The 21,864-nt window shown below is 60.0% G+C and carries 19 protein-coding genes and 1 other RNA gene; 9 read left to right on the plus strand and 11 right to left on the minus strand.

Annotation, left to right across the window (positions count from 1 at the left end; translation table 11 throughout):
- Nucleotides 1-70: 70 nt before the first annotated feature.
- The 8 genes from LOY35_RS03760 to LOY35_RS03795 form a co-directional block, all read right to left on the minus strand.
- Nucleotides 71-1,336 (minus strand): integrase domain-containing protein, encoded by a 1,266-nt coding sequence (locus tag LOY35_RS03760; protein WP_258630784.1) that lies wholly within the window; start codon nucleotides 1,334-1,336, stop codon nucleotides 71-73.
- 187 nt (nucleotides 1,337-1,523) lie between these two features.
- Nucleotides 1,524-1,917: a transfer-messenger RNA gene (gene ssrA / locus LOY35_RS03765) on the minus strand.
- Nucleotides 1,918-2,001: 84 nt separating this feature from the next.
- Entirely contained in the window at nucleotides 2,002-2,283 is a 282-nt protein-coding gene (locus tag LOY35_RS03770; RefSeq protein ID WP_258630786.1) for a hypothetical protein, read from the minus strand.
- 95 nt (nucleotides 2,284-2,378) lie between these two features.
- A complete protein-coding gene (locus LOY35_RS03775; protein WP_258630788.1) occupies nucleotides 2,379-5,246 on the minus strand; it encodes an FAD-binding and (Fe-S)-binding domain-containing protein in 2,868 nt (955 codons plus the stop codon).
- Nucleotides 5,243-5,914, minus strand: coding sequence for a lactate utilization protein (locus LOY35_RS03780; protein ID WP_047699380.1), 672 nt, complete (start codon nucleotides 5,912-5,914; stop codon nucleotides 5,243-5,245). The genes LOY35_RS03775 and LOY35_RS03780 overlap by 4 nt, the downstream gene beginning before the upstream one ends.
- A complete protein-coding gene (locus tag LOY35_RS03785; RefSeq protein ID WP_258630792.1) occupies nucleotides 5,911-7,368 on the minus strand; it encodes a LutB/LldF family L-lactate oxidation iron-sulfur protein in 1,458 nt (485 codons plus the stop codon). The genes LOY35_RS03780 and LOY35_RS03785 overlap by 4 nt, the downstream gene beginning before the upstream one ends.
- Nucleotides 7,365-8,189: a (Fe-S)-binding protein gene (locus tag LOY35_RS03790; RefSeq protein ID WP_258630794.1), complete on the minus strand. Its 825-nt coding sequence runs from the start codon at nucleotides 8,187-8,189 to the stop codon at nucleotides 7,365-7,367. Before LOY35_RS03790 ends, LOY35_RS03785 begins: the two co-directional genes overlap by 4 nt.
- A 150-nt stretch (nucleotides 8,190-8,339) precedes the next feature.
- On the minus strand, nucleotides 8,340-10,034 hold the full coding sequence (locus LOY35_RS03795; protein WP_258630796.1) for a lactate permease LctP family transporter: 1,695 nt from the start codon (nucleotides 10,032-10,034) through the stop codon (nucleotides 8,340-8,342).
- Between the two features lie 263 nt (nucleotides 10,035-10,297).
- On the opposite strand from LOY35_RS03795, the gene LOY35_RS03800 reads away from it, so the two are divergent.
- Nucleotides 10,298-11,065, plus strand: coding sequence for an FCD domain-containing protein (locus LOY35_RS03800; RefSeq protein WP_139648183.1), 768 nt, complete (start codon nucleotides 10,298-10,300; stop codon nucleotides 11,063-11,065).
- Between the two features lie 128 nt (nucleotides 11,066-11,193).
- Here the strand turns inward: LOY35_RS03800 and smpB are convergent, their stop codons facing one another.
- Nucleotides 11,194-11,676, minus strand: coding sequence for an SsrA-binding protein SmpB (gene smpB / locus LOY35_RS03805; protein ID WP_041025010.1), 483 nt, complete (start codon nucleotides 11,674-11,676; stop codon nucleotides 11,194-11,196).
- Nucleotides 11,677-11,794: 118 nt separating this feature from the next.
- Between smpB and LOY35_RS03810 the strand changes: the two genes are divergently transcribed.
- The 3 genes from LOY35_RS03810 to LOY35_RS03820 are packed head-to-tail and all read left to right on the plus strand — an operon-like array spanning nucleotide 11,795 to nucleotide 13,948.
- Nucleotides 11,795-13,198 carry a sodium-dependent transporter gene (locus tag LOY35_RS03810; RefSeq protein WP_258630800.1) on the plus strand — a complete coding sequence of 468 codons (1,404 nt, stop codon included), beginning with the start codon at nucleotides 11,795-11,797 and terminating at the stop codon, nucleotides 13,196-13,198.
- Nucleotides 13,199-13,205: 7 nt separating this feature from the next.
- Complete coding sequence (locus LOY35_RS03815) at nucleotides 13,206-13,649, plus strand: type II toxin-antitoxin system RatA family toxin (RefSeq protein ID WP_258630801.1); 444 nt, start codon at nucleotides 13,206-13,208, stop codon at nucleotides 13,647-13,649.
- A complete protein-coding gene (locus LOY35_RS03820; protein WP_258630802.1) occupies nucleotides 13,646-13,948 on the plus strand; it encodes an RnfH family protein in 303 nt (100 codons plus the stop codon). The genes LOY35_RS03815 and LOY35_RS03820 overlap by 4 nt, the downstream gene beginning before the upstream one ends.
- A gap of 59 nt (nucleotides 13,949-14,007) precedes the next feature.
- Here the strand turns inward: LOY35_RS03820 and LOY35_RS03825 are convergent, their stop codons facing one another.
- The gene (locus LOY35_RS03825) at nucleotides 14,008-14,532 is read right to left on the minus strand and encodes an outer membrane protein assembly factor BamE (RefSeq protein WP_041025007.1); all 525 of its coding nucleotides are present in this window, start codon (nucleotides 14,530-14,532) and stop codon (nucleotides 14,008-14,010) included.
- A gap of 97 nt (nucleotides 14,533-14,629) precedes the next feature.
- On the opposite strand from LOY35_RS03825, the gene fur reads away from it, so the two are divergent.
- Complete coding sequence (fur, locus tag LOY35_RS03830; protein ID WP_258630804.1) at nucleotides 14,630-15,034, plus strand: ferric iron uptake transcriptional regulator; 405 nt, start codon at nucleotides 14,630-14,632, stop codon at nucleotides 15,032-15,034.
- 67 nt (nucleotides 15,035-15,101) lie between these two features.
- Here the strand turns inward: fur and recN are convergent, their stop codons facing one another.
- Entirely contained in the window at nucleotides 15,102-16,775 is a 1,674-nt protein-coding gene (recN, locus tag LOY35_RS03835; RefSeq protein ID WP_258630805.1) for a DNA repair protein RecN, read from the minus strand.
- 241 nt (nucleotides 16,776-17,016) lie between these two features.
- Between recN and grpE the strand changes: the two genes are divergently transcribed.
- The 4 genes from grpE (at nucleotide 17,017) to dapB (ending at nucleotide 21,827) form a co-directional block, all read left to right on the plus strand.
- On the plus strand, nucleotides 17,017-17,583 hold the full coding sequence (gene grpE, locus LOY35_RS03840) for a nucleotide exchange factor GrpE (RefSeq protein WP_041025004.1): 567 nt from the start codon (nucleotides 17,017-17,019) through the stop codon (nucleotides 17,581-17,583).
- Between the two features lie 101 nt (nucleotides 17,584-17,684).
- Nucleotides 17,685-19,601 (plus strand): molecular chaperone DnaK, encoded by a 1,917-nt coding sequence (gene dnaK / locus LOY35_RS03845; RefSeq protein ID WP_139648193.1) that lies wholly within the window; start codon nucleotides 17,685-17,687, stop codon nucleotides 19,599-19,601.
- A 285-nt stretch (nucleotides 19,602-19,886) separates the two neighbouring features.
- Nucleotides 19,887-21,011 (plus strand): molecular chaperone DnaJ, encoded by a 1,125-nt coding sequence (gene dnaJ / locus LOY35_RS03850; RefSeq protein ID WP_041025002.1) that lies wholly within the window; start codon nucleotides 19,887-19,889, stop codon nucleotides 21,009-21,011.
- 9 nt (nucleotides 21,012-21,020) lie between these two features.
- Nucleotides 21,021-21,827, plus strand: coding sequence for a 4-hydroxy-tetrahydrodipicolinate reductase (dapB, locus tag LOY35_RS03855; RefSeq protein ID WP_024779957.1), 807 nt, complete (start codon nucleotides 21,021-21,023; stop codon nucleotides 21,825-21,827).
- Nucleotides 21,828-21,864 lie beyond the last annotated feature (37 nt).

Consider the following 21,864-nt stretch of genomic DNA (forward strand, 5'->3'; position numbering starts at 1 on the left):
CGATAGTCGTGAAGTCTGTTGCCATGCTGTACGACGCGGTTACAGGGTTTTTCGCCGGTGCTACCCGGTCTCAGGATACTCCGCGTATCGGTACTACGTTAAGCTCTCTGGTGTGATTGATCGCGGCTGCCGACAGGCTGCCGGTGGCCGCCTTCTGGATATGTTCACTCCACCAAGCCATCATCGGACGCCGGCGTTCGATGTAATCCGCCCGGTTGTAGGCGCTTCGAACCTCGTCTTTATCGACATGCGCCAACGCGACTTCGATCAGTTCGGGATCCCACCCGTGCTCGTTCAGGATGGTGCTGGCCATTGAGCGCATGCCGTGGCTGACCAAGCGATCCTGAAAACCCATGCGTTTCAACGCCATGTTGGCGGTCTGGCTATTGGCGTGAGTACGTGGGTTTCGGTCTGCCGGGAAGACATACTCTCGATGACCGCTATGGGACTTGAGTATTTCCAGCAATGCCATGGCTTGATCGCTTAGCGGGATGCTGTGCGGGCGGCGCTTTTTCATCCGCTCAGGAGGGATGGTCCAGACACGCCTTTCAAAATCGATGTCTGCCCAACTGGTAGTAGCCGCTTCTGCAGGGCGAGTCATGGTATGTAACTGCCATTCGATAAGGCAACGGGTCGTGCGTTTGATACTGGCGTTTGCGAGTTCCAGCATGAGCTCGGGCAGCTCTTCGGGCGGGAGCGCGGCCATGTTTTCTTTCCTGGGCTTCTTGAAAACAGCCCGTATACCACTGAGCGGGTTGGCGAAGATCAGGCCGGAGTTTACGCCATAGGTCATGATTTCGTTAAGCCGCTGACTAAGGCGCTTGACCGTCTCTAGGCTGCCTTTCGCTTCGATTGGACGGAGCAGCTCGATCACCATCGGCGCAGTGATTTTCGCGAGTGGCGTCGTCTTCAAGTCGGGGAACACATGCAGCGTGAGCGACCGCCAAATGTCCTCGGCATAGGCCGGCGTGACCGAGTCCTTCTTAAGTTCGAACCAGGCAGTGGCTACGTTCTCGAAGGTGTGTTCCGTTTCTGCGCGCTTGGCCTCATTTATCGTATCGCGCTGCACTTTCGGATCGATGCCTTGGGCGAGCAGCTCACGGGCTTGCACTGCCATCTTTCGGGCGTTCGCCAGCGAAAGCTCTGGGTAGGTACCCAGGCCCATGTTAATTCGGTTCTTAGTCACCGGTTCCCGGTAGTTGAAATTCCACAGCAGAGAGCCGTTGCTGCGTACTCGGAGTTGCAAACCGTCCCCGTCGGTGAGGACGTAATCCTTGGACGCGGGTTTGACTCCCTTAAGCTGTCGATCGGAGAGACGTAGGGTTTGAGCAGGCATGAGATTTCCCTCAGACACTGATTTGGTATTCCAAAGGTTAGCACCGGAGGGGCTGGAATACCGTATGGAATACCAAAACTTCTGGAACTCCAAGAAGCTACAAAGACCTCAATAGCCGCTAAATCCTTGTATTTGCTGGATTTCAGGCACAAAAAAAGACGTCCGTGGACGTCTTTAGATGATGAAGTGGTGGAGCCGGGGGGATTTGAACCCCCGTCCGCCAGTACTCCGCTGTCGGTACTACATGCGTAGCCGTGTCTATTAAGTTAACCCTCAGCGACCCGACGGGCAGGGTGCTTTGGGCGAGTTGTGTAAGTTTTAGCCGCTTCGTCCACAACGTACTGCACGGCGATTCTGTTCTATATGACAATCACTTTGGGTTTACAGACATCCCCTGATGATTGCTGGACCCGAAGGTACCAGAAGGGAAGGGCTAAGGCTGCTTACGCAGCGAGAGCGTATTCCCCGTAGGTTTCGTCATTGGCAACTATAGGAAGTTGCAACAGTGGATTTACGAGTTCTGTTACCAACTCGGCATGCACCTAAAGTTTCGCAACCGGCGTCGAATCCTAAACGGCCCCGAACCTGTCACTCGGTCGAGCTGTTGAGTGACAGGCATGTGCAGTGTACGCCAATACTTGGCTGAGGCCAACCCGGGGGCGATGTTACTGAGGATCGCCTTTGGCGTTGTTATCCAGCTTCTGCATGGCTTGGGTGGTGATTGCAATGCAATCCTTGGTGCCTTCCTCGGTACCTTTTTGGTGAGCCTGCTCGGCATTTCTTATGTCGGTGTCCAGCTCGGTCTTCAAGCTTTCGCTTAACTGCTTCGTGCTGACCATGTCATTTCGGATCTTGGTCAGATTGGTCTCGCAGAGGTCGGCTGCAAACACCGGAGAGGCCAACAGTGCAGCGGAAATGAACAAGCCAGCAAATGCGGTGTGCTTCATGTGTATCTCCTTGAACGTGTGGTCTCGGTGCTGCCGCTCACGGTCAGGCCGAGTCGTTGTCGTAGGGCCCGACAGAGCCGGGCCTATTCAAGTGACTACAGCGAAGCGCAGGAATTCGATTTTTCGTCGGGCCCTGCAGATGAACCTTCACCGCCGGCGGGTTTGGCCCGGGTGACGCGGTCAACCAGATACACCAGGCCGTGGTAATCGATTTCACCGTGTTGCGTCAGACCAATCTCACAGGTGCGGCTGGTGGAGATGCCCTCGGTGCAGTATTGAACTGCGTCCTTGAGAGTACGCAGCGAGTGGGCGTTGAGTTCCGGTGTGGTAAAGCCCTTGTCTCCGGCAAAACCGCAGCAGTGGATGCCTTCCGGGATGACGACGTGTTTGCTGCATTTGCGCGCCAGATCGATCAGCGCCTGGCTCTCGCCAAGGTGCTGGGTGCTGCACGTGACATGCACGGCAATCGGTTCCTCCTGGGGGCTGAATTCCAGGCGCTCCATCAGGTGCGTGCGAATGAAGCGCACGGGATCGTACAGGTCGAGGCGCACTTCGCCGAGGTCCTGCACCAGCCGCAACGTGCAGGGGCTGGTGTCGCAGTAGATGGGATCGAGGCCGCCGCGGCTGGCGTGCAATAGAGCTCCGATCAGTTCCTGGCGTTTGTGCTCGGCTTGTTCGGCGTAACCTTTTGAGGCAAACGGCTGGCCGCAGCAAAGGCTGTCCACGTTGTCGGGAAAGACCACTTGGTAACCGGCTTTTTCCAGCAGTTTTCGGGTTTTTTCGTACAGCGAAACCTGTTCTTTATCTCCCGCCGCAGGGCCCATGACCCGCGACACGCAGGCCGCCAGGTACACCACTCTCGGAAGTTGGTCCGAGACGGCCGGGCTGAAGCGGATGGGGCTTTCCGGCTGTGGCATGGCGTTGGTCCATTGCGGAACCTGACCCTTGGATAATCGGTTCAGTCCACCGGACAGTCGGGCCAGCCGTGGTGCCCCCAGCAACATGCGGGCGCCGTTGGCAACGTGCAGGGTAAAGCGTGCTCCTTGCAGGGCCAGGGCGAAGTTGCTCGCAAGCCAGTCGGCGGTTTTCGTACGCGTTGCGGTACGGCCGCGGAGCTTTTTCACCAGGTCGCCGGTATTGATGCCTACCGGGCAGCGCTGGGCGCATAGGCCGGTGGCGGCGCAGGTGTCGATGCCTTGATATTGATAGGCCGTTTCCAGCTCGGACGTGTCGATGCCCGCGCGCTTTTTTGCCTGGATGTCCCGCCAGATCACGATGCGCTGGCGTGGGCTCAAGGTCAGGTCCTTGGATGGACACACCGGTTCGCAGAAACCACACTCGATGCACTTGTCGACGATTTCGTCGGCGGCCGGCAGCGGCTTGAGGTGCTTGAGGTGGATCTGCGGGTCTTCGCTGAGCACCACATCCGGGTTGAGGATGCCGTTGGGATCGAGCAGGCGCTTGAGTTGCCACATCAACTGGTAGGCATCGCTGCCCCATTCCAGTTCGACGAAGGGCGCCATGTTGCGTCCGGTGCCGTGCTCGGCCTTCAGCGAACCGCCGAATTCCACCGCGACCAACTGTGCCACGTCATCCATGAACGCCTGGTAGCGTGCGACTTCTTCAGGGTTGTTGAAGCCTTGGGTGAAGACAAAGTGCAGATTGCCTTCCAGTGCGTGTCCGAAAAGGATCGCTTCGTCGTAGTGATGTTTATCGAACAGTTCGATCAGGCGGTTCACGCCCGCCGCTAGCTGTTCCACCGGAAAGGTCACGTCTTCGATGATCACCGTGGTCCCGGTTTTGCGCACCGCGCCTACCGCCGGAAAGGTGTCCTTGCGGATGGCCCAGAGTCGGGCGTTTTCCTTCGGGTCTTCGGTAAAGTCGACCTGCTTTTCCACCGGGAAACCGGCCAGCGAGGTCATGATCCGCGCCAGTTGTTCTTGGAGCAGAGACGAGGACGCGGCGCGGGATTCGATCAGCAGGGCGCAGGCATTGATCGACAGATGTTGGACGAAATCCGGCATGCCTGGCTTGTCCTGGACCGAGCGCAGACTGCGACGGTCCAGCAACTCTACGGCCGATACCGGCTGGCTTTTCAGCACGGTGACGGCGTTGCAGCAGGTTTCCACGTCCGGGAACACGATCAGCGCCGAGGCCTTGTTCGGATGGTCGATCACCGTGTTGTAGGTCACCGCGCTGATGAAACCGAGGGTGCCTTCGGACCCCACCAGCAGGTGGCTCAAGATATCCACAGGCTCGTCGAAATCCACCAGGGCGTTGAGTGACAGGCCGGTGGTATTTTTCAGACGGTATTTGTGGCGAATTCGGGCAGCCAGTTCGGTGTTGTCACGGGTCTCGCGACCGAGGCTCGCCAGGCGCTCCAGCAGTTCGCCATGACTGGCTCGGAACGCGGCCACGCTGGTGTCGTCTTCGGTGTCGAGGCGTGTGCCATCGGCCAGTACCAGACGGATGCCGGCCAGGGTGTGATAGGTATTCTGCGCCGTGCCGCAGCACATGCCGCTGGCGTTGTTGGCGACGATGCCGCCGATCTTGCAGGCGTTGATCGACGCCGGATCCGGGCCGATCTTGCGTCCGAACGGTGCCAGCCAGGCATTGGCCTGGGCACCGATCACGCCCGGCTGCAAACGGATCTGCGTGCCCTGTTGGCGAATCTCGCGGCCGTTCCAGTTATCCCCCAGCACAATCAGCACCGAGTCGCTGATGGCTTGTCCCGACAGGCTGGTGCCGGCCGCGCGGAAGGTGACGGGGACGTGGTCGCGCTGGGCCAGTTTCAGCAGGGCGACCACTTCGTCTTCGCTTTCGACCCGTATCACCAGTTTCGGAATCAGCCGGTAGAAACTGGCGTCGGTGCCGAAGGCCAAAGCCGACAGTGGATCGTCGAAACGGCGCTTTTGTGGGATCAGTTGCTGTACATCATGTAGGAACGGGGCCGGAAGAGTCATTGGTCCTCCAGAATCAATACCACCAGATCCTTGGGGCCGTGGGCGCCGTAGGCCAGGACTTGTTCGATGTCGGCGGTTTTCGAAGGGCCTGACACCAGCAGCGCGTTGGTAGGCATGCCCTGGGCCCATTCGAATTCCTGCTGCACTTCATAGAAGTTATCGCGGATCTCGCTGGCCTTGAGCAGGGCAAAATGTACGGGTGGCACCAGGCTCATCAGCCGTGGTTCTTCTCGCGTTGGCCACAGAATCAGGCTGCCGGTCGCGGCGATGGCACCGAGGGTTCCGGTCAGGCTGGCCGGGGTGTCGTTGAACAGCTCGGCTTTCCATTCCTCGACCGGCCTGTTGTAGGCCTTGAGGGCCGGCAGGTCAGGATTATTCGCCCAGAATTGTGTAATTTTTTGCCCGTGCGCCGTGGTTGGAGCAATCAGCAGGCTCGGCAATTGCCGGTCGCGCAGCAACTGTGCCAGCAGCGCTGTCCAGCCTTCACCCGACGTCAGGTGGATTTCGGTGTGCACCGCTTCCATCAGCTTGCGCAACTGCGGGATGCGTTCTTCGGGCGCGTAGCGGTAGGTTTGCGTGACCAGATCGACGTCGAAATGGTCGGCAACCGGGGTGGTGCCGGTCAGGCTTTTACGCAGCTTGGCGAGGATATTGTCCCTGGCGCTCATCGGTGGTCTCCCTGGGCTTTCAGGTGTTCGCGGGCCAGGTCGTGCAGCGAGCGGGCGGCGGGTTTGGGGGCGCTGTGGTTCTGGGTCCAGGGGCCGACGTTGCTGGGCGTCAGGGCGCGTAGGCGCGTGGCGAGAAAGCCGAACAACCGATACAGCCGTGGCGAGCTGTTGAGCCGGGCCCAGGCATTCCAGATGAAGCGTTCCTTGGGCGAATATTTGCTGCCCTGGCCGCGCATCACTTGATTCGGGCTGTCCGGCGCCTTGACGTTTTCTTCCCGCAGGCGTCGCAGCAGGGCTGGGATCGGGATCTTCACCGGGCACACTTCACCGCAGGCGCCACACAGTGAGGAGGCGCTCGGGTGATCCGGCACTTTGGCGAGGCCGACCATGTGCGGCGTGATGATTTTTCCGATAGGCCCCGGGTAGACCTCGCCGTAGGCATGACCGCCGATTCGGGTGTAGACCGGGCAATGATTCATGCAGGCCCCGCAGCGGATGCAGTTCAGGGTCTGGCGCAATTCGCTGTCGGCAAACGCCTGGCTGCGACCGTTGTCCAGCAGCACCAGGTGCACTTCCTGGGGTCCGTCCAGTTCGTCGGCCTTGCGCGGGCCGGAGATCATGTTGACGTAGGTGGTGATCGGCTGGCCGAGGGCCGAGCGAGTCAGCAGCGAGAGCAGCGGCACCACATCGCGCAGGTTCTCCACCACTTTTTCGATGCCGGTCACGGCGATGTGCACCGGTGGCACGGTGGTGGACATCCGGCCGTTGCCTTCGTTTTCCACCAGCAGCAGGGTGCCGGTTTCGGCGACGGCGAAATTGACGCCCGACACGCCGATGTCGGCCTCGAAGAATTTCTGCCGCAAGACCTTGCGACCGATCTGAATGAGTTGGTCGACGTCCTTGGTGTACTCCACGCCGAGTTTGTCGTGGAACAAGGACGCGACCTGACCGGCATTCTTGTGGATCGCCGGCATAATGATGTGTGAAGGCTTCTCGTGGTCGAGCTGGACGATGTATTCCCCCATGTCGGATTCGAGACATTCAATGTCCCGAGCCTCGAGGAAATGGTTCATCTCCATCTCTTCGCTGACCATCGATTTGCCCTTGATCACTTGCCGCGCCTCGTGAGCGCGGATGATCGAGAGGACGATGCCGTTGGCTTCGTCCACCGTTTCCGCCCAGTGCACAGTCACACCGTTGCGGGTCAGGTTGCTTTCAAGCCGCTCGAGCAGGTCGGGCAGCTTCGATAACGCACGGGCGCGGACGGCATTGCCGAGCACTCGCAGGTGTTCTCTTTCGTGGGCATCGCTGAAGGACGTTGCCCGCTTGGTCATCAGTGAATCCATCGCACTGCGAAAGTTGTTTCGCAATTGCGTGTCGCCCAGGGCTTTGTGAGCGCGGGCGCGAAAATCTTCCGGCAGCTCAACGGTCGGAATCAGCGTCGGCGTGCTCATGCGACACCTCCGGTACGTTGCCGGAGGAAGCTCGCCAAGTGCTGGCCGCGCAGCGCCTCCTTCTGTTTCTCCAGTGCGCCGTTGATGTTCATCAGGCAGCCGCAGTCGGCACTGACGATCTTGTGTGCACCGGATTCCTTCAACGCCCGGGTCTTGTCGGCCACCATCGCGCCGGAAATATCCGGCATGCGAACGCTGAAGGTCCCACCAAAGCCGCAGCATTCGCTTTCGTGGCTGTGTTCGACCCGCTCCACATTGCGTAGCTGCGCCAACAACGCGCGGCCGTGCAGGTGGGTATTCATTTCACGCCGTGCCGAGCAGGACGTGTGCAACGCAATCTTCACCGGTGCGCCGCTGTCCTGAAGCTGCACCTTGCAGACGAACAACAGAAACTCGGCCAGCTCAAAGGTCCGAGCAGCCAGGGCCTGGACCTGCTTGAGCGTCTCGGGCTCATCCTTGAACAGGTCGGCGTAATGCTCGCGCATCATGCCGGCGCAGGAACCCGAAGGCACCACCACCGGATAGTCTCCGGCAAACAACGCCAGTTGCGCCCGCGCCACCGTCCGCGCCTGCTCGGTATAGCCCGAGGTGTATGCCGGTTGCCCGCAGCAGGTTTGCCCTTGCGGATATTCCACCCGGATTCCTTCGCGCTCCAAAAGATGGATCGCGTCCATTCCGGCTTCGGGGTAGAACAGGTCCACCACGCAGGTGCCGAACAGGTAGACCCGTTGCGGTTTTTCGCTGGGGTACTGCCGAGGCTCGGGCAATGGCGGGGCGACACGGGTCGCGTTCGGCACGGCGTTGTAAAAAAGCTCGCTCATCAGGCGTGTCTCCGGGTGGTCCCGGTTATCCGTCCGCTGAGGCTGCTGAATATAGAGATCAAATCTTTCAGCAACCTTGCAGACCCGGTTGTCGATAGCGGACGCCGGAGGGTGTTCCGGCGTCGGTTTTTTCCATGCAGCTTGTAGGACTCAGTGCACCAGCATGCCGGTGAACCAGTAGGCCTGGGCCAACGTGATCAAGCCGACGATCGTTGCAAAGAATAGGCTGTGTTTCAGGGTAAAACGGAACAGATCCGACTCTTTGCCCACCAGCCCGGTGGCTGCGCAGGCCACCGCGATCGATTGCGGCGAAATCATCTTGCCGGTTACGCCGCCACTGGTATTGGCCGCCACGAGCAGCGTGTCGTTGACGCCGATCTGGTGCGCGGTGGTGGCTTGCAGCGAACTGAACAGGGCGTTGGACGAGGTATCGGAACCGGTCAGGAACACCCCCAGCCAACCCAGGAAAGGCGAGAAGAACGGAAACGCCGCGCCCGTGCCGGCCAGCACCAGGGCCATGGTCGACGACATGCCCGAGTAGTTCGTGACGAAGGCGAAGGCCAACACCATACCAATCGACAGGATCGGCCAGCGCAGTTCAAACAGGGTCTCCTTGAAAGTGGTAAGACCAGTCTTTGGACTAATTTTCAGCACCAGCATCGAGATCAGTGCGGAGAAGAAAATCGCCGTGCCGGTGGCCGAGATCGGATCAAGTTTGAACACGGCCGGGATGGCGGTGGGGTTGATCACGATGGGAGCAGCCTTGATCACCATCTGATCCAGGTGCGGGATGGCGAAGTTGAACACCCAGGCGTACATCGAGCCGCCGGCGGCGAACATTGCCTTGAACGGTTTCAAGGTCCAGATCGTGACCAGCACGGTGAGGATCAGGAAGGGCGACCAGGCTTTGATGATTTCCCCCAGGCTGTAGGGCGAAGCCACGGTGCTGCGCGGTTGGCCGAAACCACCGACGCTGGCGATCACCGTTGCGTCGGATGTGGCACCGGCAATCTGTGCACCTGCGCTGCGTTTGGGCTGCCAGACTTTCAGGAACAACGTCAGCGAGATCAGGCTGGCCAGGGCCGAGGTGATGTCTGGCAGTTCCGGGCCGATGAAGTTGGAGGTGAAGTACTGGGTGATGGCGAAACTCAAGCCTGCCACCAGCGCCGCCGGCCAGGTTTCCCGCACGCCGCGCAGGCCATCCATCATGAATACCAGCCAGAACGGCACGAACAGTGACAGCAGTGGCAACTGGCGTCCGGTCATGGCGCCGATCTTGACCGCGTCGATCCCGGTCACCTGGCCGGCCACGATAATCGGAATGCCCAGGGCGCCGAACGCCACGGGCGCGGTGTTGGCGATCAGGCACAGGCCGGCGGCATACAGCGGGTTGAAGCCCAGGCCCACGAGCAACGCGGCAGTAATCGCCACGGGTGCACCGAAACCAGCGGCACCTTCCAGAAAGGCGCCGAAGCAAAAGCCAATCAACAGCACTTGCAGGCGCTGGTCATCGGTGATCGACAGCACCGAGCTGCGGATGACCTCGAACTGGCCGCTCTTGACCGTCAGTTTGTACAAGAAGACGGCGGCGACGATGATCCAGGCGATGGGCCACAGGCCATAGGCAAAACCGTAGCCGGCAGCGGCGAAGGCCATGTCTGCTGGCATGTTGAAGGCAAAGATTGCCACGGCAATCGCCAAGGCCAGGGTGATGCTTCCCGCCACATGCCCCTTGAGGCGAAACACCGCCAGGGCCAGGAAGAAAAATACGATGGGAATAACGGCCGCAAGTGCGGACAAGCCGAGACTGCCGAGCGGGCTGTAAAGCTGTTGCCAGGTTTGCATGGTGGGTGAGCCCCTAATTGTTGTTGGTCAGGCACTGGTCAGCGGTTTTGGTTAATTGGTAATACCAATTTACAAGCGCTGTCGGCTAGGGTAAAAGCCTTGGCTGTCGTGTGTCAATTTGCCTCCCTGAAACTTTCGTCGAATAAGCGGCGCAGATCGGATCTGATCTGTTTGCCTAAATGGCCTCTGGTAGGTGTGGGCAGGGCCCGGATGGGCCAGAATAGAGAGCCCGGCGAGCTGCCGGGATCGTGGAGAGTCGAGTTATGGGGTTTGATCAGATTCGTCAGCGCCGTTTGTCTGACGATATTGTCGAGCGGCTTGAAGGAATGATTCTTGAGGGCACGCTGAAATCCGGCGAGCGGCTGCCGGCCGAGCGGACCCTGGCCGAGCAGTTCGGCGTCTCACGTCCTTCATTGCGCGAGGCGATCCAGAAGCTGACGGCCAAAGGCTTGCTGGTCAGCCGACAGGGCGGCGGCAACTACGTGGTGGAATCGCTGGGCTCGACGTTCAGCGATCCACTGCTGCAGCTATTGGAAAGCAATCCCGAAGCGCAGCGCGACTTGTTGGAGTTCCGGCATACGCTGGAAGCATCCTGTGCCTATTACGCGGCGTTGCGGGCCACGGAGGTGGATCGCGAGCGGCTGACGGCGGCGTTCGATGAGTTGCAGGATTGCTATGCCCGCCACGATGAAGTGAGTCGGGCGGAGGAGGGCGCGGCGGACGCCCGGTTCCACCTGGCGATTGCCGAGGCCAGCCATAACGCGGTCCTGCTGCATACCATCCGTGGGTTGTTCGACCTGCTCAAGCGCAATGTGGTGACCAACATCGGCGGCATGTACAAGCAGCGCAGCGAAACCCGCGACATGCTGATCAGCCAGCATCGGGAGTTGTACCAGGCGATCATGGACGGGCACGCCGAGCAGGCGCGGGAAGTGTCCAGCCGACATATTCTGTATGTGCAGGAAGTGTTGGAGGAGGTGCGCCAGGAAGTCCAGCGAGTGGCGCGGGCAGAGCGGCGCAAGGGGATGTAGCCAGCCGGGTTTTGATAACCCTGTGGGAGCGAGCCTGCTCGCGATGGCGGTGAGTCGGTCAACATCGATGTCGACTGACGATACGCTATCGCGAGCAGGCTCGCTCCCACATTGGATTTTGTGCGGGCTTAATCTTCCTTGCCCTTGTTGCGCACCGCACGCTGCAGTTCGCGACCGGCATCGCGCTCACGCTCGGTATCGCGCTTGTCGTATTCCTTCTTGCCCTTGCCCAGCGCAATCTCGCACTTGATCAGGTGCTTGCTCCAGTACAGCGAGGTGCAGACACAGGCGTAGCCTTTCTGCTGTACGGCAGCGAAGAGCTTTTCCAGTTCGCGCTTGTTGAGCAGCAGCTTGCGCGAGCGCACGGGGTCGGCGATCACGTGGGTGCTGGCGGTGGTCAATGGCGTGATGTGGCTGCCCAGCAGCCAGGCTTCGCCATCCTTGAGCAGCACGTAGCTGTCGACCAGTTGCGCCTTGCCTGCGCGCAAGCTCTTTACTTCCCAGCCGGCCAGGACCATGCCAGCCTCGAAACGCTGTTCGATGAAGTAGTCGTGTCGCGCCTTTTTATTTTGCGCGATGGTCCCTGTGGGGTGTTTCTTCTGTTTAGCCATAGGGGCGGCATTATAGGCAGTTGCGTGCGTGTCGGCTACGGTGAAGCTGCACGCTTGAGCACGTTGAGTGAATCCCGGACAATGCGGCCTCTTTTTTGAACGCTTGGGCGTGATCACGATGTCGACAGACAAGGTTTCTGTCCACGGCAGTTGGGCTAGCCGCTGGGTCTTCATACTCGCTGCGACCGGCTCGGCCGTGGGGCTGGGTAGTATATGGAAATTCCCCTACATGGTCGGCGTCTACGGTGGTGGTGCCTTCGTATTGATGTTCCTGGCGTGCATCGCCCTCATCGGCGCGCCGGTGATGCTGGCCGAGACCCTGATCGGTCGCCGCGCCCGGCAAAGCCCGGCCAATGCCTTGAAGGTGCTGGCCCGGGAGGCGGGGCACTCACCCAAGTGGTCGTGGGGAGCCTTCGCCGGGATGGTTACGGCGCTGCTGATCCTGTCGTTCTACAGCGTGGTCGGTGGCTGGTCGCTGGACTACATCATCGACATGGGGCGCGGCGACTTTCAAGGCGTGGCGCCCGAGCAGGTGGGCGCCTACTTTGGCGGTGTCATTTCTGACCCCTTGAGATTGACGCTCTGGCACACGGTCTTCATGTTGCTTTCCGCCGTGGTGATCGCCAAGGGCGTGGTCGCGGGGCTTGAGCGCAGTCTGCGGATCATGATGCCGCTGCTGTTCGTGATGATCCTGGTGCTGCTGGGCTACAGCATGACCACCGGGCACTTCATGGAGGGCCTGCACTTCATGTTCGACTTCAAGCCGGAGAAAGTTTTGGATGGCTTGCTGCCGGCCATGGGGCATGCGTTTTTCTCCCTGAGCGTCGGGGTTGGCTCGATCATGATCTATGGCGCCTACATGCCCAAGAGCGCCTCCCTCACCAGGACGGTCGTCGGTGTCGCGCTGCTGGATACCTTCGTGTCGCTGATGGCGGGTATGGCGTTGTTTCCGATTGTGTTTGCGGCGGGCCTGAATCCCAGCGAGGGACCGGGCCTGATGTTCGTCAGCCTGCCCTTTGCCTTCGGCAACATGGCGTTCGGCCAGGTGATGGGTGTGATATTTTTCGTCCTGGTTGCCATCGCGGCCTGGAGTTCGGCGATTTCCCTGCTGGAGCCCATGGTGGCCTACCTGGTCGAGCGGACCCGGATCCGTCGCGGCTGGGTGACGTTCTGGCTGGCCTTCACCTGCTGGTTTGTGGGACTGGGGACGGTGTTTTCCTTCAATATATGGAAGCAGGCCAAGTTTTTCGTGAACGAAGACGGCCTGTTCCGCCTCTACCAATGGGGGGCAACCGGAGGGCTGGATTTCTTCGGCGTGATTGATTTCTTTACATCACGAATCATGCTGCCACTGGGTGGTTTGTGTTTCGTGGTATTTGCAGGGTGGATCATGGGCCGGGAAGCCGTACGCGATGAATTGTCGCTGCGCAGCCCGGTATTGTTCGCCTTGAGCCTGTTCCTGATGCGCTACGTGGCCCCGATCGGCATCCTCGTGGTGTTTGCCACCCAGCTGTGGAAGTGACGCTTACATGACGACACATATTCAACGCTCGGCCTTGCTGCCTTATCCGGCGCAGGCGCTGTACGACCTGGTCAACGATGTGGCGAGTTATCCGCAGTTCCTGCCCTGGTGCTCGTCCGCCGAGGTGCTCGAGAGCTCCGAGACCCATATGCGTGCCAGCCTCAACGTCGCCAAGGGCGGGTTGAGCCAGCATTTCGTGACGCGCAATACCCTGGTGCCGGGTCGGTCCATCGAAATGAACCTGGAAGAAGGGCCTTTCAACCAACTTCACGGTATCTGGGTGTTCAAGCCGTTGGGGGAGAAGGCCTGCAAGATCAGCCTGGATCTGTCGTTCGACTACGCGGGCCCGCTGGTGCGTGCCACGCTGGGGCCGTTGTTCAATCAGGCGGCCAACACCCTGGTCGACGCGTTCTGCCAGCGTGCCAAGCAGAATGCCGAGCTCAAGCGTTGATCGAGATTGAAGTGGTGTATGCCACCGTCCAGCGTCAGGTCTTGCGGACATTTACAGTGCCGCAAGGCACGACGGTTCGCGCTGCGCTGGCTGCATCGGGCATTGCCGATGAATTCCCGGAGCTCGACCTGGCCACGTGTTCGGTGGGGATTTTCAGCAAGGTGATTGCCGATCCAGAGCGCCAGCCGGTCCAGGCGGGTGATCGACTTGAGATTTACCGGCCGTTGCTGGCGGATCCGAAGGAAATCCGTCGCCTGCGCGCGGCCAAGGCTGCTCAGGCCCGTAAGCCGAATCAATAATCGGACCTGGATTGCAGGCAATAAAAAACCCGGCATGCCGGGTTTTTTCATGTCGCAATTTATTGCGGCGTGGTATCCAGCGGTTCTGGCGTCGGGACGGGGACGGTTTCGACGCTGTCCACATCCTTCTGGATCTGGTCCAGCAACGAACCTGGCTTGACCGGTTTTTCCGGTTTCGCCTTCTCGCCGTTCTCGGCCGGCGTGACTGTCGTGCCGCTGTCCTTGCCCATGATGGCCTCGTCGCGACTCACGCCAGGCATGAAATCGCCTGACAGGCTGACGAGTTGATCATTGGCGTTGAAGATAACGCTGATGCGCTCCTGCTGGCGCTCACCGCCGCCAGGCTGCAAGCTGTAGAGATAATCCCAGCGATCGGCGTGGAACGTGTCGGTCAGCAGGGGGTTACCCATGATAAACCGTACTTGCCGGCGGGTCATTCCCGGGCGTAACTGGTCTATCATGTCCTGCGTCACGACATTGCCCTGCTGGATGTCGATTTTGTAAACCCCGGGGAATGAACAACCGGCGAGTGCGAGCAGTCCCACGAAGGTGAAACTGGTTAGCAAGAGCTTGGTGTTTTGCATCGGTGGGCGACTTCCACTATCTTGGCTGGGACAACGTAAACGCCGATCATACCCGCATTAAGAGAAGCTGCGAAGCAGCATCGCGAGAAAGCTGACCATGGTTGAAAATAGCGAACTACGCAAAGCCGGCCTCAAGGTGACACTGCCAAGGGTCAAAATTCTGCAAATGCTCGACTCCGCTGAGCAGCGGCACATGAGTGCCGAAGACGTCTACAAGGCCCTCATGGAAGCAGGCGAGGACGTCGGTCTGGCCACGGTTTACCGTGTTCTGACCCAATTTGAGGCTGCCGGCCTCGTGGCTCGCCATAATTTCGATGGCGGTCATGCGGTCTTCGAATTGGCGGATGGGGAGCACCACGACCACATGGTAAATGTGGAAACCCGTGAGGTCATCGAGTTCATCAGTCCTGAAATCGAAAAACTGCAGAACGCAATTGCTGAAGAGTATGGCTTCGAGCTGATCGATCACCATCTCGTCTTGCATGTACGCAAGAAAAAGTAAGCGTGGGTAATGAAAGAAGGCGACCTCAGGGTCGCCTTCTTTCATTTGGGTGATTGTCCCGGCTTCTTCAGGATTTCGCCGCGACGACCATTTTTTTCGCGTGGGCGAGGGATTCCTTGGTGAGATCGATCCCTCCCAGCATCCTTGCCACTTCTTCAACGCGCTCGCTCTTGCTCAGCTTGGACACTGCGGTACGGGTGGCGTCTTCGCCGCGCACTTTATGGACAAATAGATGTTGATGCCCTTGTGCGGCGACCTGAGGCAGGTGAGTGACCGTCAGCACCTGGCCGCGCTCCCCCAGCCTGCGTAGCAATTGGCCGACAATTTCCGCGGTCGGTCCGCCAATCCCCACGTCCACTTCGTCGAATACCAGCGTCGGCACGCGTGAGGTTTGCGCGGTGATGACCTGGATGGCCAGGCTGATTCGCGACAACTCGCCGCCGGAGGCGACTTTTGCCAACGCCTTGAGGGGTTGCCCTGGGTTGGCACTGACCAGCAGTTCGACCTGCTCCAGCCCGTTGGGCTGAAGTTCGTCGCCTGTGTTGGGGCGCAGTTCGATGGTGAAGCGTCCTCCCGGCATGCCCAGGCGCTGGATTTCCTGCTCCACCGCGCTGGCCAGTCCGGTGGCGGCCGTGCGGCGCAGTTCGCTGAGCTCCTTGGCTTTCTCCTGGTAATGACGGGCATAGGAGGCCAGTTCATCCCCCAGGCGCTCGATGGATTCGTCATTGGCATTCAGGGTTTCCAGTTCTTCCAGCAGGCGCTGCTGCAGTTCGATGACGTCGGTGGGCTGGATGCGGTGTTTGCGGGCCAGGGTATAGATCGTGTCCAGGCGCTCTTCCAGGTATTGCAGGCGCGCCGGGTCGGCGTCGAAATGATCGAGGAACCGGTTGAGCTCCCCCACGGCCTCTTCGACCTGGATCTGCGCGCTGGTCAGCAGGTTGGTTGCTTCGCTCAGGGCACCGACGGAATTGTTCACGCTGGAGAGTCGGTTCAGGCTCGCTGTCAGTGCATTGAGTACGTTGCCCGAATCATTTTCGCTGCATTGCTCGACGACTTGCCGGCAGATGCCCAGCAGGGTTTCGGCGTTGGTCAGGTTCTTGTGTTCCTGCTCCAGCTCCTCCAGTTCATTTTCCCCCAGGGCCAGGTTCTCCAGCTCTTCGAGCTGGTAGCTCAACAGTTGGTGGCGGGCACGTTGTTCGTCGCCGGAGTTGGAGAGCCGGTCCAGCTCCTGCCGGGTCTGCCGCCAGCGTTGGGCCGCCAGTTGGACCTGGCGGGCCAGGTCCGTGGCGCCGGCATATTCATCGAGCAGGCGACGATGGGTGTCGGTCTTGAGCAGCGACTGGTGTTCGTGCTGGCTGTGGATGTCGATCAGCAGTTCCCCGAGGGCCTTGAGGTCACCCAGGGGGCAGGGAGTGCCGTTGATGTAGCCTCGGGAGCGGCCTTCGGTGGTGATGACCCGGCGCAGGATGCACAGCCCATCGGTGTCCAGGTCGCGCTCGGCCAGCCAGGCGCTGGCTTCGGGGATGTCGACCAGGTCGAAGGTCGCCAGGATGTCGGCTTTGTCTGCTCCGGGGCGTACGACGCCGCTGTCGGCGCGATCACCCAGTGTCAGGCCCAGGGCATCGAGCATGATCGACTTGCCGGCACCGGTCTCACCGGTAATCACGCTCATGCCTCGGTCAAGTTCGAGGTCGAGGTGTTCGACGATGGCGTAGTTGTGTACGGACAGGTGCACCAGCATAAAGCCGCTCCCAGGCGTTAGGTCTGGTTATTTATACAGTGTTTTGTTTCGGGCTGACAATGCCCTCGCTTAGCTCGATTTGCTTGATGAAGCGAATTTCTTAGCGCGGCAGGTAATAGGTATGCAATTGCTTTTTGTAAGGTTAATTCGTCGGGCGCCCCTTGAAGCCGGAAAACCCGGCCCCATATACGGGGGCAGAAGCGCGAGTCGAGCTCGCGGACGAAGTTGAGAGGAGAAAACTATGGCTGACGAACAGACGCAGGATACGCAAAACCAAGAGGCCAATCAGACCTCCCAGGATTCGGGTGGTGATCTGGCGGCCCGTGTACAAGTGCTCGAAGAGCAACTGGCCGGTGCGCAGGATCAGGCGTTGCGTGTAGCAGCCGACCTGCAGAACGTCCGCCGTCGCGCCGAGCAGGATGTGGAAAAGGCTCACAAATTCGCCCTGGAGCGCTTCGCCGGCGACCTGCTGCCGATCATCGACAGCCTGGAGCGCGGTCTTGAGCTGTCCAATCCGGACGACGAGAACATTCGTCCGATGCGTGAAGGTATCGAGCTGACCCTGAAGATGTTCCAGGACACCCTCAAGCGCTATCAGCTCGAAGCCATCGATCCCCACGGCGAACCCTTCAACGCCGAGCATCACCAGGCCATGGCGATGCAGGAAAGTGCCGACGTCGAGCCAAACAGCGTTCTGAAGGTTTTCCAGAAAGGTTATCTGCTCAATGGTCGTCTGTTGCGTCCGGCCATGGTCGTGGTCAGCAAGACGCCCGCACCGGTTTCACCTTCTATTGACGAGCAGGCTTGAAATCGGGCGCAGCGGCCCCATTAAGAAGTCAAGCGTTTAAGTGCTACCGCGGTTAGCCACCACTGCCGCGGCAACAAAATCCAAGTTCCGGGAGAGTTAACATGGGCAAGATTATCGGTATCGACCTGGGGACCACCAACTCGTGCGTCTCCGTGCTGGAAAACGGCAAGGCCAAAGTGATTGAGAACGCCGAAGGCGCGCGCACTACGCCGTCGATCATCGCGTACGCCAACGATGGCGAGATTCTGGTTGGCCAGTCGGCCAAGCGTCAGGCAGTGACCAATCCGCATAACACCCTGTATGCGGTGAAGCGTCTGATCGGTCGCAAGTTCGACGAAGAAGTCGTTCAGAAAGACATCAAGATGGTGCCTTACAAGATCGCCAAGGCTGACAACGGCGACGCCTGGGTTGAAGTGAACGGCCAGAAAATGGCGCCGCCACAGATCTCGGCTGAAATCCTGAAGAAAATGAAGAAAACCGCCGAAGATTACCTCGGCGAAGCGGTGACTGAAGCCGTTATTACCGTTCCTGCCTATTTCAACGATAGCCAGCGCCAGGCGACCAAAGACGCCGGCCGTATCGCGGGCCTGGATGTAAAACGCATCATCAACGAACCGACCGCGGCTGCCCTGGCCTATGGCATGGACAAGGCCAAGGGCGATCACACCGTGATCGTTTATGACCTGGGTGGCGGTACTTTCGACGTTTCCGTGATCGAAATCGCTGAAGTCGATGGCGAGCACCAGTTCGAAGTATTGGCTACCAACGGCGACACGTTCCTCGGTGGTGAAGACTTCGACATCCGCCTGATCGACTACCTCGTCGACGAGTTCAAGAAAGAAAGCGGCATGAACCTCAAGGGTGACCCGCTGGCCATGCAGCGCCTGAAAGAAGCCGCTGAAAAAGCCAAGATCGAACTGTCCTCGAGCCAGTCGACCGACGTGAACCTGCCGTACATCACTGCAGACGCCACCGGTCCTAAGCACCTGAACGTGAAAATCTCCCGCGCCAAGCTCGAAGCGCTGGTGGAAGACCTGGTTCAGCGCACCATCGAACCTTGCCGCATCGCGATGAAAGACGCCGGTATCGACGTTGGCTCGATCAACGACGTGATTCTGGTGGGCGGTCAGACCCGTATGCCGCTGGTGCAGAAGCTGGTGACCGATTTCTTCGGCAAGGAAGCACGTAAAGACGTGAACCCTGACGAAGCCGTTGCCATGGGGGCTGCCATCCAGGGCGCCGTTCTGGCCGGTGATGTGAAGGACGTCCTGCTGCTCGACGTCAGCCCGCTGACCCTGGGTATCGAAACCATGGGTGGCGTGATGACCGCGCTGATCGAGAAGAACACCACGATTCCTACCAAGAAATCCCAGGTGTTCTCGACGGCCGACGACAACCAGGGCGCCGTGACCATCCACGTCCTGCAAGGCGAGCGCAAACAGGCTGCCCAGAACAAGTCCCTGGGCAAGTTCGACCTGGCCGAGATCCCGCCAGCGCCACGTGGCGTTCCGCAAATCGAAGTGACCTTCGACATCGACGCCAACGGCATCCTGCACGTCGGCGCGAAAGACAAGGCCACCGGCAAGACTCAGTCGATCGTGATCAAGGCCAACTCCGGCCTGTCCGAGGAAGAAATTCAGCAAATGGTTCGCGATGCTGAAGTCAACGCCGAGGAAGATCGCAAGTTCGAAGAGCTGGCCAGTGCCCGCAACCAGGGCGATGCCTTGGTGCACTCGACTCGCAAGATGATCGCCGATGCTGGCGAAAAAGTGACCGCTGAAGAGAAAACTGCCATCGAAGCGGCCGTGGTTGCCCTGGAAGCTGCCGTCAAAGGCGACGACAAGGCTGCCATCGAAGCGAAGATCGAAGAGCTGTCCAAGGTCTCCGCGCCAGTGGCCCAGAAGATGTACGCCGAACAGGCTCAGCCAGCTGAAGGCGCCGCGCAACAAGGCGAATCGGCTGAGAAGGCCGACGACGTCGTCGACGCTGAGTTCGAAGAAGTGAAAGACCACAAGTAATCGCTTGTTGGTCGGCCGGTTGACTGCGTTTGTGCGGTGGCTGGTAGGATGTCGCCGCGCGGGAGCTTGCTCCCGCGTTGGCGTGTCTGGAATCCATGAATTTTTACAGCATGCGACAGCGTTCGGATGCTGGTGGCGTGATCGGGAAAGCTCCTGCTTTTCGTATGACGCCTTAGACCAGGATCGTTGAATCGACGTGGTTGGGTCCGGGCCTGTATGGGGCTCAACGAGTTGGGCGAGGCTCAGGAGGGCTTTGCCGGACGTCCTATAAGAGTGCAAAGACTAATGGCAAAGCGTGATTTCTACGAAGTATTGGGTGTCGAGCGGGGGGCCAGCGAGGCGGATCTGAAAAAAGCCTATCGTCGCCTGGCGATGAAGCACCACCCGGACCGTAATCCCGGCGACAAAGCGTCGGAAGAGATGTTCAAGGAAGCCAACGAGGCTTACGAAGTACTGTCCGACTCCAGCAAGCGCGCGGCTTACGATCAGTACGGGCATGCCGGTGTCGACCCGAGCATGGGTGGCGGCGGTGCCGGTTTTGGCGGCCAGAACTTCTCCGACATCTTTGGCGATGTGTTCAGCGACTTCTTCGGTGGCGGTCGCGGCGGTGCCCGTGGTGGCGCCCAGCGTGGCAGCGACTTGCGCTACACGCTGGAGTTGAACCTGGAAGAGGCGGTGCGTGGCACGACCGTCAATATCCGCGTGCCGACGCTGGTCAATTGCAAGCCGTGTGATGGTTCGGGCGCCAAGAAGGGCTCCTCGCCTGTCACTTGCCCGACCTGCGGCGGTATCGGTCAGGTTCGCATGCAGCAGGGCTTCTTCTCGGTGCAGCAGACCTGCCCGCGTTGCCATGGCCAGGGCAAGATCATTTCCGATCCATGCGATTCCTGCCATGGCGAAGGACGCGTTGAGGAATACAAGACCTTGTCGGTGAAAGTGCCGGCCGGCGTCGATACCGGTGACCGCATTCGCCTGTCCGGCGAAGGCGAGGCGGGTGCCCAGGGCGGCCCGACCGGCGACCTGTATGTGGTCATCAACGTGCGTGAGCACTCGATTTTCCAGCGTGACGGCAAGCACCTGTTCTGCGAAGTGCCGATCGGTTTCGTCGATGCCGCGTTGGGTGGTGAGCTGGAGATTCCGACGCTCGACGGCCGCGTGAAGCTGAAGATTCCTGAGGGCACGCAGACCGGCAAGCAGTTCCGGATCCGTGGCAAGGGCGTCGCGCCTGTGCGCGGTGGCGGTGCGGGTGACCTGATGTGCCGCGTTGCGGTCGAGACGCCGGTCAACCTGAGCCGGCGCCAGCGTGAGTTGCTGGAAGAGTTCCGCAGTTCGCTGGCGGACGACAACAGCCACTCGCCGAAAACCACCGGTTGGTTCGAAGGCGTGAAGCGCTTCTTCGGCGATCTGTAAGGAGGTCGCATGCGACGTATAGCTGTGATGGGCGCCGCTGGGCGCATGGGCAAGGCGTTGGTGGAGGCGGTGCAGCAGCGCTCGCCGCTCTCCGGCCTGACGGCTGCCATCGTTCGGCCTGACAGCACGTTGGTCGGTGCCGATGCGGGTGAGTTGGCGTCGCTGGGACGCATCGGTGTGCCGATGTCCGGTGGCCTGGAAAAAGTGCTCGACGAGTTCGATGTGCTGATCGATTTCACCTTGCCGGAAGTGATGCTGAAGAACCTAGCCATCTGCCGCAAGAACGGCAAGGCCATGGTCATCGGCACCACGGGGCTGGACGCTGCGCAGAAGCAGTTGCTGGCCGATGCAGGCAAGGACATTCCGATCGTGTTCGCGGCGAACTTCAGTGTCGGTGTGAACCTGTCGCTGAAGTTGCTGGACCTGACCGCTCGGGTTCTGGGGGATGACGCCGATATCGAGATCATCGAGGCGCATCACCGGCACAAGATCGACGCGCCTTCGGGGACTGCCCTGCGCATGGGTGAAGTGATTGCCGATGCGCTGGGACGCGACCTGCAGGCCGTGGCCGTGTACGGGCGCGAAGGGCATACCGGTGCCCGTGAGCGGGAGACCATTGGTTTCGCCACGGTACGCGGCGGTGATGTGGTGGGGGATCATACGGTGCTGTTCGCCACCGAGGGCGAGCGCCTGGAGATCACCCACAAGGCATCCAGTCGGATGACTTTCGCCAAGGGGGCTGTCCGGGCCGCGCTATGGCTGGATGGTCGCGAGCCTGGTTTGTACGATATGCAGGACGTACTCGACCTGCGTTGATGTCAATGAGAGCGGGGTTCAGGGTATACTGGACCCC

This window comes from Pseudomonas sp. B21-028 (assembly GCF_024749045.1).
Classification (GTDB): Bacteria; Pseudomonadota; Gammaproteobacteria; order Pseudomonadales; family Pseudomonadaceae; genus Aquipseudomonas.

Bases quoted from the DNA above. Each gene is read 5' to 3' on its own strand.
- LOY35_RS03775 (WP_258630788.1), bottom strand. From the start codon at position 5,246: ATGACTCTTCCGGCCCCGTTCCTACATGATGTACAGCAACTGATCCCA.
- dnaK (WP_139648193.1), top strand. From the start codon at position 17,685: ATGGGCAAGATTATCGGTATCGACCTGGGGACCACCAACTCGTGCGTC.
- LOY35_RS03810 (WP_258630800.1), top strand. From the start codon at position 11,795: ATGTCGACAGACAAGGTTTCTGTCCACGGCAGTTGGGCTAGCCGCTGG.
- LOY35_RS03815 (WP_258630801.1), top strand. From the start codon at position 13,206: ATGACGACACATATTCAACGCTCGGCCTTGCTGCCTTATCCGGCGCAG.
- recN (WP_258630805.1), bottom strand. From the start codon at position 16,775: ATGCTGGTGCACCTGTCCGTACACAACTACGCCATCGTCGAACACCTC.
- LOY35_RS03780 (WP_047699380.1), bottom strand. From the start codon at position 5,914: ATGAGCGCCAGGGACAATATCCTCGCCAAGCTGCGTAAAAGCCTGACC.
- LOY35_RS03825 (WP_041025007.1), bottom strand. From the start codon at position 14,532: ATGCAAAACACCAAGCTCTTGCTAACCAGTTTCACCTTCGTGGGACTG.
- LOY35_RS03785 (WP_258630792.1), bottom strand. From the start codon at position 7,368: ATGAGCACGCCGACGCTGATTCCGACCGTTGAGCTGCCGGAAGATTTT.
- smpB (WP_041025010.1), bottom strand. From the start codon at position 11,676: ATGGCTAAACAGAAGAAACACCCCACAGGGACCATCGCGCAAAATAAA.
- grpE (WP_041025004.1), top strand. From the start codon at position 17,017: ATGGCTGACGAACAGACGCAGGATACGCAAAACCAAGAGGCCAATCAG.
- LOY35_RS03770 (WP_258630786.1), bottom strand. From the start codon at position 2,283: ATGAAGCACACCGCATTTGCTGGCTTGTTCATTTCCGCTGCACTGTTG.
- LOY35_RS03800 (WP_139648183.1), top strand. From the start codon at position 10,298: ATGGGGTTTGATCAGATTCGTCAGCGCCGTTTGTCTGACGATATTGTC.
- dnaJ (WP_041025002.1), top strand. From the start codon at position 19,887: ATGGCAAAGCGTGATTTCTACGAAGTATTGGGTGTCGAGCGGGGGGCC.
- fur (WP_258630804.1), top strand. From the start codon at position 14,630: ATGGTTGAAAATAGCGAACTACGCAAAGCCGGCCTCAAGGTGACACTG.
- LOY35_RS03760 (WP_258630784.1), bottom strand. From the start codon at position 1,336: ATGCCTGCTCAAACCCTACGTCTCTCCGATCGACAGCTTAAGGGAGTC.
- dapB (WP_024779957.1), top strand. From the start codon at position 21,021: ATGCGACGTATAGCTGTGATGGGCGCCGCTGGGCGCATGGGCAAGGCG.
- LOY35_RS03790 (WP_258630794.1), bottom strand. From the start codon at position 8,189: ATGAGCGAGCTTTTTTACAACGCCGTGCCGAACGCGACCCGTGTCGCC.
- LOY35_RS03795 (WP_258630796.1), bottom strand. From the start codon at position 10,034: ATGCAAACCTGGCAACAGCTTTACAGCCCGCTCGGCAGTCTCGGCTTG.